The 20,693-nt window shown below is 71.6% G+C and carries 5 protein-coding genes and 1 pseudogene; 4 read left to right on the top strand and 2 right to left on the bottom strand.

Features of this window, described 5'->3' with window-relative positions:
* Both IE198_RS34110 and IE198_RS34105 read right to left on the bottom strand, forming a co-directional pair.
* The coding region (locus tag IE198_RS34110; RefSeq protein ID WP_189893845.1) for a type I polyketide synthase at positions 1-1,343 on the bottom strand (1,343 nt) is incomplete at its 3' end.
* Positions 1,344-1,394: 51 nt separating this feature from the next.
* The gene (locus IE198_RS34105; RefSeq protein WP_189893843.1) at positions 1,395-15,350 is read right to left on the bottom strand and encodes a type I polyketide synthase; all 13,956 of its coding nucleotides are present in this window, start codon (positions 15,348-15,350) and stop codon (positions 1,395-1,397) included.
* Positions 15,351-16,064: 714 nt separating this feature from the next.
* On the opposite strand from IE198_RS34105, the gene IE198_RS34100 reads away from it, so the two are divergent.
* From IE198_RS34100 to IE198_RS34085, 4 genes and pseudogenes are all read left to right on the top strand, one after another.
* Positions 16,065-17,387: an NtaA/DmoA family FMN-dependent monooxygenase gene (locus tag IE198_RS34100; RefSeq protein WP_189893841.1), complete on the top strand. Its 1,323-nt coding sequence runs from the start codon at positions 16,065-16,067 to the stop codon at positions 17,385-17,387.
* Positions 17,384-18,421 (top strand): LLM class flavin-dependent oxidoreductase, encoded by a 1,038-nt coding sequence (locus tag IE198_RS34095; protein ID WP_189893839.1) that lies wholly within the window; start codon positions 17,384-17,386, stop codon positions 18,419-18,421. Before IE198_RS34100 ends, IE198_RS34095 begins: the two co-directional genes overlap by 4 nt.
* A gap of 283 nt (positions 18,422-18,704) precedes the next feature.
* Positions 18,705-19,313, top strand: a complete 609-nt coding sequence (locus tag IE198_RS34090; protein ID WP_189893837.1) for a TetR/AcrR family transcriptional regulator — start codon at positions 18,705-18,707, stop codon at positions 19,311-19,313.
* 245 nt (positions 19,314-19,558) lie between these two features.
* A pseudogene (locus tag IE198_RS34085) lies at positions 19,559-20,693 on the top strand (Fe-S oxidoreductase); the annotation flags it as partial.

The raw sequence follows: 20,693 nt of genomic DNA, 5'->3' as shown, positions 1-20,693 counted from the left end.
CCGAACGACGACACACCCGCCCGCCGCGGACGCCCCTCCACCTCCGGCCACTCCCTGGCCTCACCCAGCAGCTCGACAGCACCCGCATCCCAGTCCACCAGCGGCGTCGGCTCCCCCACATGCAACGTCCGCGGCAACACACCATGGCGCATCGCCATCACCATCTTGATGACGCCACCCACACCCGCCGCGGCTTGCGCGTGGCCGAGATTGGACTTCAACGAGCCCAGCCACAGCGGCTGTTCCTCCCCCCGCCCCTGCCCGTACGTCGCCAGCAACGCCTGCGCCTCGATCGGATCACCCAGCCTCGTACCCGTCCCGTGCGCCTCCACCGCATCGACCGTCTCCGCCGACATGTCCGCGTCGGCCAAGGCCTCGCGGATGACCCGCTCCTGCGCCGGACCACTGGGAGCCGTCAACCCGTTGCTCGCACCGTCCTGATTCACCGCACTGCCACGCACCACCGCAAGCACCTGGTGACCGTTGCGCCGCGCGTCCGACAGACGCTCCAGGACCAGCACACCCACACCCTCGGACCAGCCCGTACCGTCCGCCCCCGCACCGAACGCCTTGCACCGGCCATCCGCCGACAGACCACCCTGCCGACTGAACTCGGCGAACATGACCGGGCTCGACATGACCGACACACCGCCGGCGAGCGCCAGGGAGCACTCGTCGCGGCGAAGCGCCTGCACGGCCAGGTGCAGCGCGACGAGCGACGACGAGCACGCGGTGTCGACCGTGATGGCCGGGCCCGTCAGGCCGAGGGTGAAGGGCACGCGGCCGGAGACGACACTGGCGGCCGTCCCCGTACCGTAGTAGCCCTCGATCTCGTCGGGGACGGTCGGCAGACCCGCCGCGTAGTCGTGGTACATCACGCCCGCGTAGACTCCCGTGCGGCTGCCCTTCAGAGACTTCGGGTCCATGCCCGACCGCTCGATCGCCTCCCAGGACACCTCCAGCAACAGCCGCTGCTGCGGGTCCATCGCCAGCGCCTCACGCGGCGAGATCCCGAAGAAACCCGCATCGAACTCCGCCGCGTCGTACAGGAACCCCCCCTTGCGGGTGGCGCTCCGGCCCGGCCGGTCGGGGTCGGGGTCGAAGAGGGCGTCGGTGTCCCAGCCACGGTCATCGGGGAAGTCCGACACGGCTTCGCCGGCATGTGCGACCAGCTGCCACAGGTCCTCCGGCGAGCCGACGCCCCCGGGGTAGCGACAGGCCATGCCCACGATCGCAACGGGCTCGCTCCGGCGCCGCTCCGAGTCCTGGAGTTGCCGGCGCGTCTCGTGCAGCTCCCGAGCAACCCGCTTCAACGTGCCCAGCAGGTTCTTGTTGTCAGTCATGTGGGGTCACTCCGCTACGTGCGTTCAGATGGGCCGGGGGTGGGGAGCCGATCAGAGATTTCCGAACTCTTTTTCGATGACGTCGAGGATCTCGTCCGGGGTCGCCGCTTCCAGCTGGTCGACGAAGGCCGTGCCGCCGCCGTCCTCGCCGTCCGTGCCCGGGTCCGCCTGCGTGAGGGGCCCGACCGGGTCGCCCTCGGGTCCCGAGAGGGTCAGCAGATCCATCAGGCGCTCCGCGATGCGCTGTCGCGCGTCGCCGCCGAGGTCCGTCCCGGTCAGCGCCTGCTCGACCTTCCCGAGGTCCGCGAGGATCGGCTCCGCCCCGGCGCCCGTACCCGGCCCCGATTCCTGCTCCAGCCTGGTCACGACGTACCGGGTCAGTTCCTGGACGGTCGGGTGGTCGAAGACGAGGGAGGCCGGCAGGCGCAGCCCGGTGGCACGGTTGAGGCGGTTGCGCAGTTCGACCGCCATCAGGGAGTCGAAGCCGAGAGCCTTGAACGGCGTCTCCAGGTCGACGAGCCGGCCCGGCCCGTAGCCGAGCACTCCGCTCACATGACCACGTACGAGATCCAGGACGACCCGCTCCCGCTCGGCCTCGCTCAGGCCGGCCACGCGTGCCGCAAGCCCCTCCACGGTGCCCGCTTCCGCGATCCGGTCCTGGGCGTGCCGTGGCCCGCCGCGCACGAGCGACCGCAGCACGACGGGGACGTCCTCGACGCCGCGCCTCCGCAGCCCTGCCACATCGAGCAGTGCCGGAACCACCACGGCACGGTCGGCCGCCAGGCCCGCATCGAGGAGGGCGAGCCCCTCCTCGCCGGACATCTCGGCCAGACCGAGTGCGGAGAGCCGACCCCGGTCCACGTCCGACAGGCCTCCGGTGAGGCCTCCGTCGGAACCCCACCAGCCCCAGGCCAGCGAGACGGCAGGCAGCCCCTGTGCACGCCGCTCGTGTGCGAGGGCGTCCAGGAAGACGTTGGCCGCCGCATAGCCGGCCTGGCCCGCGCTGCCGACCACTCCGGCGAAGGACGAGAACAGCACGAACGCGCTGAGGCCGAGGCCCGCTGTCAGCTCGTGCAGGTGAAGCGCCGCATCGGTCTTGGGCCGGAACACGCCCGCCAGCCGCTCCGCGTCGAGCGCCTCGATCACGCCGTCGTCGAGCACGGCGGCGGAGTGGACGACACCCGTGAGCGGGCGGTCCTGCGGAACGGAGGCAAGCAGCGTGGCGAGCGCGGCACGGTCGCTCACGTCGCACGCCTCGACGCGGACGCGCGCGCCCGACCGGTTGAGTTCGGCGACCAGTGCGTCCACGCCGTCGGCGGCCTTGCCACGGCGCGAGACCAGCAGCAGGTCCCGTACCCCGTACGCCGACACGAGGTGCCTGGCCACCAGGGCGCCCAGACCACCCGTACCGCCGGTCACGAGCACGGTTCCCTTCGGATCGAACCGCGGCCGGGCCGTGTCCTGCCTGCCCGCCTCGATCCGGGACAGACGCGGTACCAGGGCCTTGCCGCCGCGGACCGCGACCTGCGGCTCCGCCCCCCGCAGCGCGGTGCGCAGAGCGGCTTCCTCCGCGGCCGGGGAGAGGCCCGGCTCCACATCCACCAGGACCAGCCGGTCCGGGTGTTCGACCTGCGCCGAACGCACCAGGCCCCAGACCGGAGCCGCCGTCAGAGCGGTGACGCGCTCGTCGGCGGACGTGCCCACGGCGCCGCGCGTCAGGATGACCAGGCGCGAGCCCGCGAACCGCTCGGCCGACAGGAACTCCTGAACGATACCGAGCGCACGGGCCGTTGCTGCCGACACGGACTCACCCGCCGCACCACCGTGCGGCCACAGCACCGTCCCGGGCGCAGCCTCTGCCTCGTCAAGGGCGTCCCACTCGCTCCACTCCGTCGAGGTCCGCGAGCCGCTCGGCCCCGGTGCCCACTCCATGCCGAACAGCGCCTCCCGCAAGGCGCCTCCCGCGCCGCGCAGTTGCTCCCGCGCCACCGGTCGCGTGACCAGCCGGTCCACCGAGAGCACCGGCGTACCCGCCTCGTCCACCACCCGCAGGGACAGCTCGCCGTCTGCCGCCGGATGGAAGGCCACGCGTACCACCGGCGACGTGCTCGCCCCGGAGACCTCGACGCCGGACCACATGAAAGGCAGCCGTACCTCCTCGGCACCCAGGTCGATCGACATGTGGAAGACGGCGTCCAGCAGCGCCGGGTGCACGCCGTATCCCGCGGCCTGCCCGCTCACCACGCCGGGCAGCGCCACCTCGGCGTATGTCTCGGCACCGCGCCGCCAGGCGGTCCGCACGCCCTGGAACGCCGGGCCGTACCCGTAGCCCTGATCCGCCAGCCGGTCGTACAGATCGCTCACGTCGACCTTCTCGGCGCCGCGCGGCGGCCATGCCGCCAAGTCGGCCGCGGCGAACGGGCCGCCGCCGTCGACAAGGGTTCCCGTGGCGTGGAGCGTCCATGTCTCGCCGCCGGGCACGGCCTCGTCCGCACCACCGCCGTCAGGGCACGAGTGCACGGTCACGGCACGCCGCCCCGCCTCGTCCGCCCCTGTCACGGCCACCTGCAGCCGCACACCGCCGGCGTCGCCCAGCACCAGCGGCTGCTGCAGCGTCAGCTCCTCCAGGCGGCCGCAGGCCACGCGCCCACCGGCCTGGAGGGCCAGTTCGACCAGCACCGCGCCGGGCAGCACCACTGAACCGAAGACCGCGTGGTCGGCGAGCCACGGCTGCTCCGCCAGGGACAACCGCCCGGTCCACAGGGCACCCCGGTCGTCCGGCAGGGACACCACCGCGCCCAGCAGCGGATGCCCGGCCTCGGCCAGACCGAGGCCCGCCACGTCACCGCGCCGGGCCGGGACGTCCAGCCAGAACCGCTCCCGCTGGAACGCGTACGTGGGCAGATCGGCACGGTGGGCGTCCGCACCGGCGAACACCGCGTCCCAGTCGACGGGCAGGCCGTGCACGTACCCCTCTGCCAGGGATGTCAGGAACCTTTCCCAGCCGCCCTCGTCGCGGCGCAGGGTGCCGAGGGCGACGGCGCGGGAGCCGGTGTCCTCGAAGGTCTCCTCCAGTCCGATGGTCAGCACGGGGCGGGCACTCGACTCGACGAAGAAGCCGAAGCCGTCGGTGAGCAGCGCGCGCACGGTCTCGTCGAACCTGACCTCCTGCCTCAGGTTCGTGTACCAGTACTCGGCGTCCGCACCCGAGGTGTCGAACAGGCCGCCGGTCACCGTCGAGTAGAACGGGATCTCGCCGCAACGCGGCTCGATGTCGGCGAGGGCCGCCAGGACCTCCTCGCGGATGGCTTCCACCTGCGCGGAGTGGGAGGCGTAGTCCACAGGGATCCGCCTGGCGGGGACCTCGTCGGCCTCACAGGCGGCCAGCAGTTCGTCCAGGGCCTCCGGCTCGCCGGAGACGACCGTGGAGCGCGGGCCGTTGACCGAGGCGACGGAAATCCGCTCCCCCCAGCGGGCCAGGCGCTCACGGACGTCGTCGGCGCGGAGCGGCACGGACACCATGCCGCCCCGGCCCGACAGATTCCGGGCGATGGCCTGCGCCCGCAGCGACACGACCTTCGCCGCGTCGTCGAGCGACAGCGCGCCGGAGACCGCCGCGGCGGCGATCTCGCCCTGGCTGTGCCCGATGACCGCGTCGGGGCGCACGCCCAGCGACTGCCACTGGGCCGCGAGCGACACCATGACCGCCCACAGCGCGGACTGCACGACCACCACGTCGTCCAGCGGCGGCGCGCCCTGCCCGCCACGGACCGCGTCGGTGACGGACCAGCCCGTGTACGGCCGAAGCGCCGCGTCGCACTCAGCGAGCCGGGCCGCGAACACCGGCGAGGTCTCGAGGAGTTCGGCCGCCATGCCCTGCCACTGCGAGCCCTGGCCGGGGAAGACGAAGGCGACCCGGCCCGGCTCCTCGGGAGCCGTCCCGGTGACCACGCCTTCGGCAGGCAGCCCGTCGGCCAGCGCGGTCAGGCCGGCCAGGGTCTTCGTGCGGTTCGATGCCAGCACGACACCGCGGTGTTCGAGGTGTGCCCGCGTCGTGGCCAGGGAGTGACCCACGTCCGGCAGGCGCAGGCCGGTTTCGGCGCCCGCCCATGCTGCGAGCCGCTCGGCCTGGGCGCGCAGGGCTGCCTCGGTCCGACCGGAGACGGGCCAAGGCAGAAGGGCGGCCGACGTGTCCCCGGTCGCGTCCGTGGTCGTCCCTGCCGGTTCCTGCTCCTGCTCGGACCGCGGTTCTTCCGGAGCCTCTTCGATGATCACGTGCGCGTTCGTGCCGCTGATTCCGAAGGAGGAGACACCGGCCCGGCGCGGGCGTCCGTCGGTGGCCCAGTCGGCTCTCTCGGTGAGCAGTTCGACCGCGCCGGCGCTCCAGTCCACGTGCGGGGACGGCTCGTCGGCGTGCAGGGTCCGCGGCAGCACGCCGTGCCGCACGGCCTGCACCATCTTGATGACGCCCGCCACACCCGCCGCCGCCTGCGCGTGCCCGATGTTCGACTTGATCGATCCGAGCCGCAGCGGCCGGTCGGCGGGGCGGTCCTGGCCGTAGGTGGCGAGGACCGCCTGTGCCTCGATCGGATCGCCGAGCGTGGTGCCCGTGCCGTGCGCCTCGACCACGTCGACGTCGGCGGACGACAATCCGGCACCGGCCAGCGCCGCACGGATCACCCGCTGCTGCGCAGGGCCGTTGGGGGCGGTGAGGCCGTTGCTGGCGCCGTCCTGGTTGACGGCGCTTCCGCGTACGACGGCGAGCACCTGGTGACCGTTGCGGCGGGCGTCCGAGAGGCGCTCCACCAGCAGCACGCCCACGCCCTCGGACCAGCCCGCGCCGTCCGCCGCCGCCGAGAAGGCCTTGCAGCGGCCGTCGGGCGCCATGCCGCGCTGCCTGCTGAACTCCACGAACACCCATGGCGTCGCCATCACCGTCACACCGCCCGCGAGCGCCAGCGAGCATTCGCCCGAACGCAGTGCCTGCACGGCCAGATGCAGGGCGACCAGCGAGGACGAGCACGCCGTGTCCACCGTCACCGCGGGCCCCTCCAGGCCGAAGGTGTAGGCGATGCGACCGGAGGCGACGCTGCCCTGGGTGCTGGTGACCGCGTAGCCCTCCAGGCCCGCGGGGGTTTCGGAGTCGGCGCCGTAGTCGTGATGCATCACGCCGGTGAACACGCCCGTCGAGCTGCCCCTGAGCGTCGTCGGGTCCATGCCCGACCGCTCGAACACCTCCCAGGACGTCTCCAGGAGCAGCCGCTGCTGCGGGTCCATCGCCAGCGCCTCACGCGGCGAGATCCCGAAGAAGTCCGCGTCGAACTCGCCCGCGTCGTAAAGGAATCCGCCCTCTCGGGCGTATGTCTTGCCGGCCGAGTCGGGGTCCGGGTCGTAGAGGCCGTCGTCCCAGCCGCGGTCGGTCGGGAAGAACGACACCGCGTCGCCGCCGTCCTCGACGAGCCGCCACAGGTCGTCCGGTGATCCGACGCCGCCGGGGTAGCGGCAGGCCATGCCGACGATGGCGATCGGCTCCTCCGCCGCGCCGCCCGGGACCACGGGCCGCGGCGGCACGGCCGTGGTCGCCGGCGGGGCACCGAGGAGCTCCACGCGCAGGTACTCGGTGATCAGGGCGGGCGTGGGATGGTCGAAGACGAGCGTGGCGGGCAGGCGTTGCCCGACGGCCGCGCTCAGGCGGTTGCGCAGCTCGACCGCGGTGAGCGAGTCGAAGCCGATCTCCTGGAACGGGCGGCTCGCGGCGATCGTGCTGCTGTCGGCGTGCCCCAGGACGGTCGCGACCTGGGCACGCACCAGGTCGAGGAGCACCCGGCTCTGTTCGTTCGTGGCCAGGCCGGACAGCCGCTGGGCGAGCGAGGTGCCCCCGGTGCTCTCTGCGGTGGGGGTGGCCCTGCGGCCCTGCGGCCGTACCAGGCCACGGAAAAGGGGCCGCAACATACCGGAGGCCGCCTCGGTGCGCAGGGTGGCCATTTCCAGGCGTACGGGGATCAGGTGTGCCTCGTCCCGCGTGACCGCTGTGTCCAGCAGGGCCAGGCCCTCGGCGGACGGCAGCGGCCGGACACCGGCACGCTTCATCCATGCCAGGTCGTGATCGGCGAGATGGCCGAGCATGTCGCCGGACTCCGCCCACAGGCCCCAGGCCAGGGCATGGGCGGGCAGGCCCTGGGCGCGCCGGTGCTGGGCGAGGGCGTCCAGGAAGGCGTTGGCGGCCGCATAGTTGGCCTGGCCCGGGTTGCCGAAGGTGCCTGCGATCGAGGAGAACAGGACGAACGCCGACAGTTCCAGGCCGCGGGTCAGTTCGTGCAGGTTGAGCGCTCCGTCGATCTTCGGGCGCAGTACTCGCTGCGTGCGCTCGGCGGTCAGGGAGGTCAGCATGCCGTCGTCGAGCACGCCGGCCGCGTGCACCACGCCGGTCAGCGGTCGTTCGGCTGGGACGGCGGCCAGGACCGCGGCCAGAGCCTCGCGGTCGGCCGCGTCGCACACCGCGACCTCGACATGCTCCGCGCCCGACTCGGTGAGCTCCGCGACCAGTTCGGCCGTGCCGTGCGCCTCCTTGCCACGGCGGCTGGTGAGCAGCAGGTGCCGCACTCCGTGCTCGGTGACCAGGTGCCGGGCGAGCAGTCCGCCGAGGGCTCCGGTGCCGCCAGTGATCAGTACGGTGCCGTGCGGGCCGAACGATGCCCGGGAGTCGTCCTGTCCGGGTGCCGGGGCCCGGGTCAGGCGCGGCACCAGGGCCGTGCCCTCACGGACCGCGAGCTGCGGCTCCTGCGCGGCCACCGCCGTCATGACCGCGGTGGCCAGGGCCTCGCGGGAGGCGTCGAGGTCGTCGACATCCACCAGCAGGAAGCGGCCGGGGTTCTCCGACTGCGCAGACCGCAGCAGGCCCCACACCGGGGCGTGCGCCAGGTCCACGACGTCCTCTCCGGGCCGCGCGGACACGGCTCCTCGGGTCACCACCACGAGGACGCTCCGCGCGGCGCGCTCCTCGGAGAGCCACGCCTGGGCGAGCCTCTGCATGTCGGTCGTCGCCGTGTGCGCGGCGGCCGCGAGGTCCCTTCCCGCAGGGCCGCAGGTGGCCACGACGACATCCGGTGCGGCGCCGTCGGCGTACAGCGCCGCCAGATCGGGGGCGTGCCCGGCCGTGTCGAACAGGCCGGTCCGCGGCGTGCCGAGCACGACCAGGCCGCTGGTGTCCCGGGCGGCTCCGGGATCGGGCAGCGGTGTCCACACGGTGCGGAACAGCGCGTTGCGGCCGGCGTCCGAGGCGCCGGTGAGCTGCCGCGGAGACACCGCTCGCAAGGTCAGTGAATCCACTGAGGCCACCGGTGCGCCGGTGGCGTCGGTGATCGTCACGGACACCGCGTCCGCACCGGCGGGGGCCACCCGTACGCGTGCGGAGGCGGCGCCCACGGCGTGCAGTGCGACGCCGCGCCAGGCGAACGGCAGCCGCAGGACGGGGGGCTGGTCGTCGAGCGCGCTCAGCAGGGCGGGGTGCAGCGCGGCGTCGAGCAGGGCCGGGTGGATGCCGAACCTGCCGGCATCGGTCCTCTGTTCGTCGCCAAGGGCCACCTCGGCGTAGACCTCACCGCCGACGCCCCAGGCGGCTCGCAAGCCCTGGAAGGCGGGCCCGTAGCCGTAGCCGGCGTCGGCGGCCCTCTCGTAGAAGGAGTCCAGGTCGATGCGCTCAGCGCCCGGCGGCGGCCAGGCCGTCGGATCGGCCGAGCCGTCCGGTGCCGTGTCCGCCATGTCCAGGAGGCCGGTCGCGTGCCGGGTCCAGGGCTCGTCGGGGTCCGCGTCCGCCTCGGCCTCGGGCCGTGCGTACACCGCCACGTGGCTGCGCCCGTCGGCGTCCGGGGCCTTGGCGGCGACCTGCACCTGGACGCCGCCGCGCTCGGGCAGGACCAGCGGGGCCTCGAGCGTGAGCTCGTTGAGCCGGTCGCATCCCACCGCGTCGCCCGCGCGCAGGGCAAGCTCCACGAACGCGGCGCCCGGCAGCAGCGCGCCGCCCATCGCGGTGTGATCGGCGAGCCAAGGGTGCGTCTGCAGCGAGAGGCGGCCCGTCAGCAGGGCGTCCCCACCGGCGGCGGACCGTACCACCGCACCGATCAGCGGGTGGTGGGCGGCGCCGAGGCCGAGGCGGCGCGGATCGCCGGTGCCTTCGGCCGTGGTCCCCAGCCAGTAGCGGCGGCGCTGGAAGGCGTACACCGGCAGCTCAATCAGCCGCGCGTCCGCCCCCGCGAACAGGGCCTTCCATTCCACACCGGGCAGCCCTCGTACGTATCCCTCCGCCAGCGACGTCAGGAATCGGGCGGGGCCGCCCTCGTCACGGCGCAGCGAACCGATCGCCACCGCCTCTATCTCCGCTTCCTCGGCGGTCGCCTGCACGCCCGTGGTCAGCACCGGGTGCGCACTGGACTCGACGAAGAACCGGAATCCGTCCGCGAGGAGGGTCCGCACGGTGCCCTCGAAGTTCACCGGTCGCCGGGCGTTGTCGAACCAGTACCCGGCCGTCAGCTCCTCGCCGTCGCGGACGGATCCGGTGACCGTGGAATAGAACGGAACGCTGCCCTTGACCGGCGTGATGTCGGCGAACAGCTCCAGGATCTCCTCGCGCAGGGGGTCGACCTGCGCACAGTGCGAGGCCACCGTCGATCCCACGATCCGTGCCCTGACCCCGTCCTTCTTGCAGGAGGCCACGAACTCCTCCAGCGCCGGGACGTCGCCCGCGACCGTCGTCGCCCGCGGGCCGTTGCGCCCGGCGACCACCAGCCGGTCCTGCCACGGCGTGAGCCGCTCCTCCACAGCGTCCGCGGGCAGTGCCACCGAGGCGACCGCGCCCTTGCCGACCAGCTCGCGGGCGAACAGGCCGCTGCGCAGCACGATCAGCTTCGCCGCGTCCTCCAGCGACAGCGCCCCCGCCACATGGGCGGCGGCGATCTCGCCCTGGCTGTGCCCCACCACCGCGGCGGGCTGCACGCCGGAGGCCTGCCACACCGCGGCGAGGGACACGTTCACCGCAAACAGCACCGGTTGCAGGATCTCGATGCGCTCGGCAGAGGGGGCGTGCGGCTCCTGGCGCAGTACGTCGGTCACCGACCAGTCCACGAACTTGCCCAGCGCGGCGTCCACTTCAGTGAGCCGGGCGGCGAACACCGCTGAGGAATCCAGGAGCTCGGCCGCCATGCCTTGCCACTGGGAGCCCTGGCCGGGAAAGACGAACACGACCCGGCCGCGGACGTCCGCCGCGCCGGTGACCACTCCTGCGGCAGGCTGTCCGCCGGCCAGCGCCGACAGGCCGGCCAGGCCCGCGTCCCGGTCGGCCCTCAGCACCACGGCGCGGTGCTCGTGGACCGCACGCGACGCCGCGAGGGACCAGCCCATGTCCAGCGCGGACATGTCCGTGCGCGCCCGGGCGAACGCAGAGAGACGTCCGGCCTGCGCCCTCAGCCCCTCCTCCGACCTGCCCGACACCACCCACGGCACCGGGCCGCCGGCGGCCCCAAGGCCCGTGCCGCCACTCGCGTCGGCCGCAGCCGGTCGTGCGGACCGGACCTGCGCGTCGCCAGGAGCCTCTTCGAGAATCACGTGCCCGTTGGTGCCACTGATGCCGAACGAGGACACCCCCGCCCTGCGCGGACGCCCGTCCGCCGTCCACTTCTGCGGTTCGGTGAGCAGTTCGACGGCGCCCGCGGTCCAGTCGATGTGCGGCGACGGCTCGGCCACGTGCAGGGTGCGCGGCAGCATGCCGCGGCGCATCGCCATCACCGTCTTTATGACTCCGGCCACACCCGCCGCCGCCTGCGTGTGCCCGATGTTCGACTTCACCGACCCCAGCCGCAGTGGCCGGCTTCCCGGGCGCCTCTGCCCGTACGTGGACAGCAGAGCCTGCGCCTCTATCGGGTCACCGAGCTGCGTGCCCGTGCCGTGCGCCTCGACGACGTCGACGTCGTCGGGCGTGAGGCCCGCGTCGGCCAGCGCGGCGCGGATGACGCGCTGCTGGGCCGGACCGTGGGGGGCGGTGAGGCCGTTGCTGGCGCCGTCCTGGTTGGTGGCGCTACCGCGTACGACGGCGAGCACCTGGTGACCGTTGCGGCGGGCGTCCGACAGGCGCTCCACCAGAAGGACGCCCACACCCTCTGCCCATCCGGTGCCGTCGGCCGTCGACGAGAACGCCTTGCACCGCCCGTCCGGGGACAGGGCGCCCTGGCGGCTGAGCTCCACGAACATGCCGGGCGTCGGCATGATCGTCACGCCGCCCGCGAGCGCCATCGAGCACTCGCCCGATCGCAGCGACCGCACCGCCCAGTGGAGGGCGACCAAGGAGGAGGAGCAGGCGGTGTCCACGGTGACAGCGGGGCCTTCCAGGCCCAGGGTGTACGCCACGCGGCCCGAAGCCACACTGATCGTGCCGCCGGTCAGCCGGTGCCCGGCGACTTCCTCCGAGCCGTGCTGAAGTTGCGGCCCGTACTCCTGGAACATCGCGCCGAGGAACACACCGGTCCGGCTGCCGCGCAGCGACGACGGATCCAGCCCGGCCCGCTCCAGCGCTTCCCAGGACGTCTCCAGGAGCAGCCGCTGCTGCGGATCCATGGCCAGCGCCTCGCGCGGCGAGATCCCGAAGAAGTCCGCGTCGAACTCGCCCGCGTCGTGCAGGAACCCGCCGTGCCGCACATAGCTCGTACCGTGCCGCTCCGACTGCGGGTCGTACAGGTTCTCCAGGTCCCAGCCGCGGTTCACGGGGAAGTCCCCGATCACGTCCCGCTCGGCGATCAACAGGTCCCAGAGGTCCTCGGGCGTCTCCACACCGCCGGGGAAGCGGCATGCCATCGCAACGATCGCGATCGGCTCGTCGTCGGCGCCGCCGGCGGCCCGCTCGGCGGGCCCCTCGGCCGCTGCCTCGTCGAGTCCGAGCAGCCGGCTCCTGAGGTGAGTCGCGGTCGCGGACGGTGTGGGGTGGTCGAAGAGGGCCGTCGTGGTCAGGTTGACACCGGTCGCTGCCCTGAGCCGGTTACGCAGGTCGACCATCGCCACGGAGTCGAAGCCGAGCGCCTTGAACGTACGGCCCATGTCGATGTCGTGGGACGACGAGTGTCCGAGTACGACGGCGACCTCGTCCCGTACGAGATCCGCCACCCGCTCGGGTGTGACATCACCTGCGGGAGCCTGCACCTCCTGCTCCGGTCCCCCCGCCCGTGCCCCTTGGGCTGTGGTGCCTTCGGGCTCGGTCACAGTCCGGCTCCGGGCAGCCGTGTCCAGCCAGTGCCGCCGGCGCTGGAAGGCGTACGTCGGCAGGCCGGTCGCCCTGGGCCCCGGGCCCAGCAGCGCGCTCCAGTCCACGTCGACGCCGCGGGTCCACGCCTCGGCGGCAGACAGCAGGAAACGGTCCCAGCCGCCCTCGTCGCGGCGGAGCGTGCCGAGCACCAGGCCGTGTTCGCCCACACCGGCCGCTTCGAGTGTTTCCTCCACCCCTGTCACGAGGACCGGGTGGGCACTCACCTCGACGAAACGGGTGAACCCGTCCGCGACCGCGGCCCTTACGCTCTCCTCGAATCGCACCGTCTGGCGCAGGTTCCTGTACCAGTACTCAGCGTCCAACTCGCTCCCGGTGACCGGTCCACCGGTCACCGTCGAGTAGTAAGGAACCTCCGCCCGCGCGGGCGTGATCCCGGTCAGTTCGCGCAGCACCTCGTCGCGGACGACCTCGACCTCGGCGCAGTGCGACGCGTAGTCGACCGGCACCCTGCGGGCCCTGATCCCCTCGGACTCGCAGCGGGCGAACAACTCCTCCAGCGCTCGTGGTGCGCCGGACACGACCGTCGACGACGGGCCGTTGACAGCACCGACCGACAGCTGCCCGCCGAACTCGGCGATCAGCTCTGCCGCCGCTGCGGCTCCCGTCGAGACCGCGACCATGCCACCCCGCTCGGACAGGTCCTGCCGGATCGCCCGGCTGCGCAGCGCCACCACCCTGGCACCGTCCGACAGAGAGAGGACTCCCGCCACCACTGCTGCCGCGATCTCGCCCTGGGAGTGCCCCACCACCGCGGCCGGCTCGACGCCCGTCGACCGCCACACCTCCGCGAGGGACACCATCACCGCCCACAACACCGGCTGCACCACATCGACGCGGTCGAGCCGGCTCGCATCGGCCAGGTCCCGTACCACCTCTGCCAACGACCACTCGACGTACGGCGACAGCGCCGCCTCGCACGCCGCCATCCGCTCCGCGAAGACCGGGGACGATTCGAGGAGTCCCACCGCCATGCCCGCCCACTGCGCCCCCTGGCCGGGGAAGACGAACACCACTCCGCTCTGTGCTTCGGCATCCCCATCAGCACGCGAGTCACCGGCCACACCGCGGACCACGTTCGCGGCACCGGCACCCGCCGACACCGCCCGGAGGCCGGCACGCAGGCTCGGGCCGTCCTCGCCCACGACGACGGCCCGGTGCTCGAACCGCGCCCGGCCCGCCGCCAGCCCGCGGCCGACGGCGTGGACATCGGCCTCCGGGCGCTGCCGCACATGGGTGTCCAGCTGCTCCGCCTGTCCGCGCAGCGCTGCCTCGCCGCGGGCCGAGATCGGCCAGGGGACGGGGCCCCGCGTCGTGGGCGAAGTAGGTACCGGCTCCGAGGGGCTTTCCCCACCGTGACCGGCTTGGCCGCTCTGGCCCTGGTGTCCGCCGCGCAGCTCAGGAGGCGGGTCACCGATGACCACGTGGCAGTTCGTGCCGCCCAGCCCGAAGGAGGAGACACCGGCGATGAGCCGGCCGTTCTCGCCTCTCCACTGCTCGTGTGCGCGCTGTACCTCGAGGTTCCACTCGGTGAACGGGATGCGCGGGTTCCCGGTCTCCTGGTTGAGAGTGGGGACGAGCTCGCGACGGCTGACGCAGGAGACGACCTTCAGCAGTCCGACGATCCCGGCCGCCGCCTCCAGGTGGCCGATGTTCGTCTTGACGGAACCGACCCGTACGGGCCTGTCGTCGGAGCGTTCGGCGCCGAGCGCCTGCCCGATGGCAGAAGCCTCCAGTGGGTCCCCGACCTTGGTGCCCGTCCCGTGCAGTTCGACGCACTGGATGTCGGCGGGCGACATACCGGCCGCGTCGCACGCGTCCCGCAGCAGTTCGTGCTGGGCCGCGGCGCTGGGGACCGTCAGGCCGTCACCGCCGCCGTCGTTGTTGACGGCACTGCCTTCGATGACTGCCAGGACCCGGTCACCGTCGGCGACGGCCCGCTCAAGGGACTTCAGCAGCACGAATCCGCCGCCCTCGCCTCGCGCATAGCCGTTGGCGCGTGCATCGAAGGTGTAGCAGCGGCCGTCGGGCGAGAGGGCGCCGAAGTGCTTGAGACTGCTGGTGCTGTGCTCCGAGAGGATGAGGTTCACACCTCCCGCCAGTACCGCGTCGGACTCGCCACGCAGCAGGCTCTGCACCCCGAGATGCACCGCGACGAGGGAGGAGGACTGGCCGGAGTCCACCAGGACGCTGGGCCCGCGCAGGCCGAGGCGGTAGGAGATCCTGTTGGCGATGAAGCTGCGCTGAGTGCCCGTCAGGCTGTGGCGTGTCACCGAGCCCGTTCCCCGGTGGTGCAGCAGTGCGGCGTAGTCGTCGTTGATGGCCCCGACGAAGACGCCGGTCCGGGTGCCCCGCAGGGCGTCCGGAGAAGCGCCGCTGTGCTCCACCGCCTCCCAGCTCAGCTCCAGCGCCAAGCGCTGCTGGGGGTCCATCGCGGCCGCTTCGGCCGGTGACACCTCGAAGAGATCCGCGTCGAACCCGTCCACGCTCTCCAGGTAGCCGCCTGGCAGGTCGGGAAAGTCCGGGCCCTGATCGGCCCGTCGGGCGACGGGGAATTCCTTTACCTCAGAACGACCGTCTTTCAGGAGCTGCCAGAACTCGTCGGGAGTCGCCGCGCCGGCAACTCTGCATGAGAATCCGACGACCGCGATTTCTGCACCGGCGTTTCGACCGCCACGCTCGGAAACAGCTTCACCACTCACGGCGATACCCCTTCAAGAAATACCAGAAAAACGTGCACGCACACAGGCCGGGTCACATCACACACAGAATCCAGAAGGACTTCACACTTTGCCGGGACTGCACCGCTGGAATCACCGATCCGGGACGGCCGATTGACGGCAGACACAGATCGGGCGAGGCGTCACACAAACCTTCTCAGGCGTTTCCCGAAGCTGCGGCCGGCACATCCGTCGGCCGTTGCCACGCTGCGCACACAGGGGACCGTACCCGCCTGGCCACGGCCGACCGCGGGCACGGCCGGCCTCAGCGCGACCGCGTTCTCCGCATCAGAACACGCCACCATGCCCCCCCGATGAAAACTGCCCACGTTTACCAAGAAAGACCGCTTCACAAGCCACTGATCAACATTGCATCGCTAGCACATCCCGCCGATTACTGGCCAGTATGTCATGCTGCGGTTTCAGCTGGGTTTCAGCAACACAGAGAGACCGATCCACGCAGCGACTACGTGCGCGGACGAAGCACCCGGGACGACCGGCTTGGATACCTCACCCGCCGCTCTCCATACCTGCAGTGAATTTCTGCGCGCTCAGAACCCCATGCCTCATATGGACCGGACAGGCGCTCAATCACCTAGTACGGTCGATCCGCAGTAACCTCTCGGAACGGCAGCGGAGAGGCGAGTTCCCTGCGGAAGTCCCGTCATCAGAAAACTCCAGCGGAGGGAAGATCGTATGGTTCATCAGAAACGCACGATGAGGCTCGGGGCCATCATCGACGGCCCCGGCTCGCACATCGCCGCCTGGCGGCATCCGTCCACTCCGGTCGACGCCCAACTCGACTTCGCCTTCCACCTGGCGTGCGCTCGCACACTCGAGCGGGGCATGTTCGACTGCCTCTTCGTGCCCGACGTGGTGGCCCTCTGGGGCACCGACGTCGAGCACATCAGCAAGACCGCACGCAACGAGCACTTCGAGCCGCTGAGCCTGCTGGCCGCCTACGCGGCCGGGACCGACCACATCGGGCTCGCGTCGACCGCGACGACCACCTACAACGAGCCGTACGACATCGCCCGCAGGTTCACGTCCCTTGACCGCATCAGCGGCGGCCGAGCCGGGTGGAACGTTGTCACTTCCGCAGCCCCCTGGGAGTCGCGTAACTTCGGCCACCCCGAGCACATGGAGCACGACCGGCGCTATGTCCGCGCCGAGGAGTTCATCGGCGTGACCAAACGGCTGTGGGCCACAGGGCCCCAGGCCGGCGCCGCTCGGGAGTCACGGCACGCGCACTGCGGCGAGTTCTTCGACGTCCAGGGCCCGCTGAACCTGCCGGCCTCCCCTCAGGGCAGTCCCGTGATCTTCCAGGCCGGAGCCTCGCCCGTGGGCCGCGAGTTCGCCGCACGGCATGCGGAGGTGATCTTCACCCGGCACACGCAACTGTCGGACGGCCAGGAGACCTACGCGGACCTGAAGCGACGGGTCACCGCACACGGCAGGGACCCGGAACGGGTCCAGATCTGGCCCGGTGTCCAACCCCTCGTGGCCGGCACGGAGGAGGAGGCGCGCCGCCTCATCAATGAACTGCACGACCTCGTACCCGACATCGTGGCCATCCGGGCGCTTCAGGAGCAGCTGGGCGACCTGGACCTGACGCGCTATCCCCTCGATGGGCCGGTCCCGGACATTCCGACCTCCAACCGCTCCTCCAGCACGAGGAGGATGTGGACGTCGCTGGCGCACCGGGAGAACCTGACACTGCGCCAACTCGCCCTGCGCCAGGTCGCCGACTTCTTCGCCGGTACGCCGGAGCAGGTGGCGGACCACCTGGAGCGCGGGTTCACCGAGCGTGCCGCCGACGGCTACGTCGTGGACTTCCCCCACCTGCCCTCCTCACTCGATGCATTCGTCGACCATGTGGTGCCTGAGCTGCGCCGGCGCGGGCTGGTGCAGGACGAGTACACCGACGGCACCCTGCGCGAGAAGTTGGGGCTGGTCGCTCCTTGCTCCGACGGTGCGACGAGAACCGGCGAACCGGCGCTCCAGGCAGGTGCCGCATGAGCCGCCGCGGTGGTCACATCACCTTGTTCACACAGCTGTTCACCGCCCCGGAGACCACGTGCGGTGACTCGCAGGCCGCCGACGCGGGCGCCTTCGCGCGGGTCCTCGACAGGGCCCGGGCGGCGGAGGACGCCGGGATCGACGCGCTACTGCTCCACGACCGGCAGTCGGCCTCTCACGACCCGGCCGGCGATCCCTCCTTCGAGGCCGGCACCCTCGCAGCCGCCCTGGCGGTCCGCACGCGCACCGTGGGGCTCGTGGCCGCCGTCTCCACCGAGTACGCCCTGCCCTACCACGTGGCACGGACCCTGGCCACGATCGACCACATCACCCTCGGACGCGCCGGCTGGCAGCCGATCACCACGGCCGACCCCGACGCGTCGGCCAACTACAGCCGGTCCGGCACCGAGTCGGCGGCGGCACGGCGCGCCCGGGCTTCGGAGTTCGTCACCGTACTGACCGGCCTGTGGGACAGCTTCGACGACGACGCCTTCCGCAGGGACCGCGAGTCGGGTGTCTACTTCACCCCCGAGAAGCTTCACACGCTCGACCACAAGGGTGAGTGCTTCGACGTGGCCGGGCCGCTGAACATCGCCCGTCCACCGCAGGGGCACCCTCCCCTGGTCCATCGCGCCGCGGACGGCGACGACTTCGCGCTCGCCGCCCGCGCCGCCGATGTCGTCCTTCTCCCGGCACGGAACGGCCAGGACCCCGTCCTTCTCCGGGAGTCGGTCCGTGATCAGGTCCGGGCGGCCGGACGCGACCCGGACGACGTCGCGGTGCTGCTCGACTGGCCGGTCGACGGCAGCGCAGACGCGGCCGGCCGGCTGCGGGAACTCTTCGACGCGGGCGTCGCGGACGGCTTCACCCTGCTCGCCCCCGACGGCGCGGCAGGCACGGCGCACGAGGCCGTGATTGCCCTCGCGGCCGCAGTGCGAGCGGACGGCCCCGCTGAGCAGGCAGCTCAGGGCGGGGCCACCCTGCGCGACCGGCTGAGTCTGCCCCGGCCGACCGGGCGCTACCAGACGGTCTGATCCGGCATCGGGCGCACTGCCCGTCGCCCCTGCACACGAGCAACCGTGCCCGCTGCCGTCCCCCTCCACTGATCCGGCGGAGGGGGCCGGCGCGGGGCCCGAGCAGGCGTCGTCGGGTATCGACCGGACGACGCCCTCGGGTACCGGACAAGGGGCGAGGGCGCGCAGTTCGAGCAGCGGTGGGTCGCCGGGATGCCGGGACACACGTTTGACCAAGTTAGCAACTGATCAGTAACATTGGCCTATGACCGGCCCGACTCCCGGGCGGCGGCGGGCTCCGAGCATGAGCCCGGAACTACGCCGCCAGATGATCGTCCGATCCACACTCTCACTGATCACGGAACACGGCCCGGCTGTGACCACCGGCAGGATCGCCCGCGCTGCCGCCATCAGCGAGGCAACGATCTTTCATGTGTTCAGCGACAAGGACGAGTTGCTGGATGCCTGTATGGCCGAGGCAGCACGCTCCGACGACGTCGTGTACGAGCTTGCCGACATTCCCTTGGACGCCCCCGTGACAGCGCGACTCGTCGCGGCTGCCGGAGTACTGGAGGCGTACCTGACGCGTGTCGGCACGGTGATCACCTACTTGGAGGCAGGAGGCCACGGCCGCGCACGGCGGTACTCCGCCGCCTCCGCCGGGGGAATGCGGGAGGTCCGCGAAGCCTTCGACTCCGTCGTCGCCTCTCTCGCGGCCCTGTTGGGCCCGGAGGAGGAGTCCCTGCGGCTGCCGGCGCCGCACATAGCCCAGGCCTTCTTCGATCTGCTCTTCGCCCGCTCCCGCAACCCCGACTACCGACCGCACCACCCGCAGCTGATGGAGATCGTGCAACTACTCGTCCACGGGTCACTTGCCGGCTCCTCGCAGACAGAGACCGCGGGGGCCCGCTGAGGTCATCCGCCGTACGGTCCGAGCCGTCGTGCTGCTCACGCCGTTGGGGCGCGTACCGACACCTGCGATCCGGGCCATGAGATGCGCTGACGGCGCTCCGGTGCAGAGCCAGGGCGCCCTCAGCGACACAGATCACCAGCCGTGCGCCTTCATGGGGCCTGCGGCCGTGGGTAATGTCACCCTGAAAGCAAAGTTACCGCTTAGTAATCCGCAAATCCCCGCTCTCGCAGGTCCGAGGAGCCCTCATGCAACTCACCGCGATCATTGTGTCGTTGGTGCTCACCGTGCTCGGTGTCGCACTGATCGGCCGAGCCGTCGCGCAGATCTACCGGTTCGTCAGGCTGGGTCAGCCTGTCCCTGCGGGCAGCCGCACGGACAACTGGCAGGCGCGCAGCGTGACGCTGGCCAAGGAGTTCATCGGCCACACCCGGATGAACCGGTGGGGCATCGTCGGCATTGCCCACTGGTTCGTCGCCGTCGGCTTCCTCACCCTGGGCCTGACCATCCTCACGGCGTACTGCCAGCTGTTCAAGGCCGACTTCGTGCTGCCGATTTTGGGCGGATGGCTGCCGTACGAGCTGTACACGGAGTTCATCGCGCTCGGGACGACGGTGGGAATCATCGTCCTGATCGCGATCCGGCAGCTCAACCTGCCCTCCCGGGCCGGTCGCAAGTCCCGCTTCGCCGGCTCCACGGCCTGGCAGGCGTACTTCGTCGAGTACGTCATCGTCGTCATCGGTCTGGCGATCATGACCCTGCGCGGGCTCGAGGGTGCGATCCACCACGTCGACCACTACGAGGCCGCGTACTTCGCCTCGTACCCCCTGGTCGTCGCCTTCCATGACCTCGACGTCTCAACGCTGCAGAACCTCACCTACCTCGCTGCCATGGTGAAGCTCGGCACCACCATGATCTGGGCGATCACCATCTCCCTCAACACCGACATGGGTGTGGCCTGGCACCGCTTCCTCGGCTTCCCGAACATCTGGTTCAAGCGCAACGCGACCGGTGAGTCCGCTCTCGGCGAGCTGAAGCCGATGACGTCGGGCGGCAAGGAGATCGACTTCGAGGACCCGGGCGAGGACGACACCTTCGGTGTCTCCCAGGTCGAGCAGTTCTCCTGGAAGGGCATCCTCGACTTCTCCACCTGCACCGAGTGCGGCCGCTGCCAGTCACAGTGCCCCGCCTGGAACACCGGCAAGCCGCTGTCCCCGAAGCTGCTGATCATGTCGCTGCGCGACCACGCACACGCCAAGGCCCCCTACCTGCTGGCCGGCGGCGGCAAGACCATGGAGGGCGAGGAGAAGGCCTCAAAGGAGCAGTTGAAGGACGTCCCGGCCGCCGCCCTCGCGGAGGCCGAGCGTCCGCTGATCGGCACGC

Source organism: Streptomyces xantholiticus (assembly GCF_014651015.1).
Classification (GTDB): Bacteria; Actinomycetota; Actinomycetes; order Streptomycetales; family Streptomycetaceae; genus Streptomyces; species Streptomyces xantholiticus.
Note: the sequence above shows the minus strand (reverse complement) of the source record. Positions and strands in the feature narration are given on the sequence as shown.

Excerpts from the sequence above, each read along its gene's own strand:
- IE198_RS34090 (WP_189893837.1), top strand. The coding sequence starts at position 18,705 with ATGAGCCCGGAACTACGCCGCCAGATGATCGTCCGATCCACACTCTCA.
- IE198_RS34100 (WP_189893841.1), top strand. The coding sequence starts at position 16,065 with ATGGTTCATCAGAAACGCACGATGAGGCTCGGGGCCATCATCGACGGC.
- IE198_RS34095 (WP_189893839.1), top strand. The coding sequence starts at position 17,384 with ATGAGCCGCCGCGGTGGTCACATCACCTTGTTCACACAGCTGTTCACC.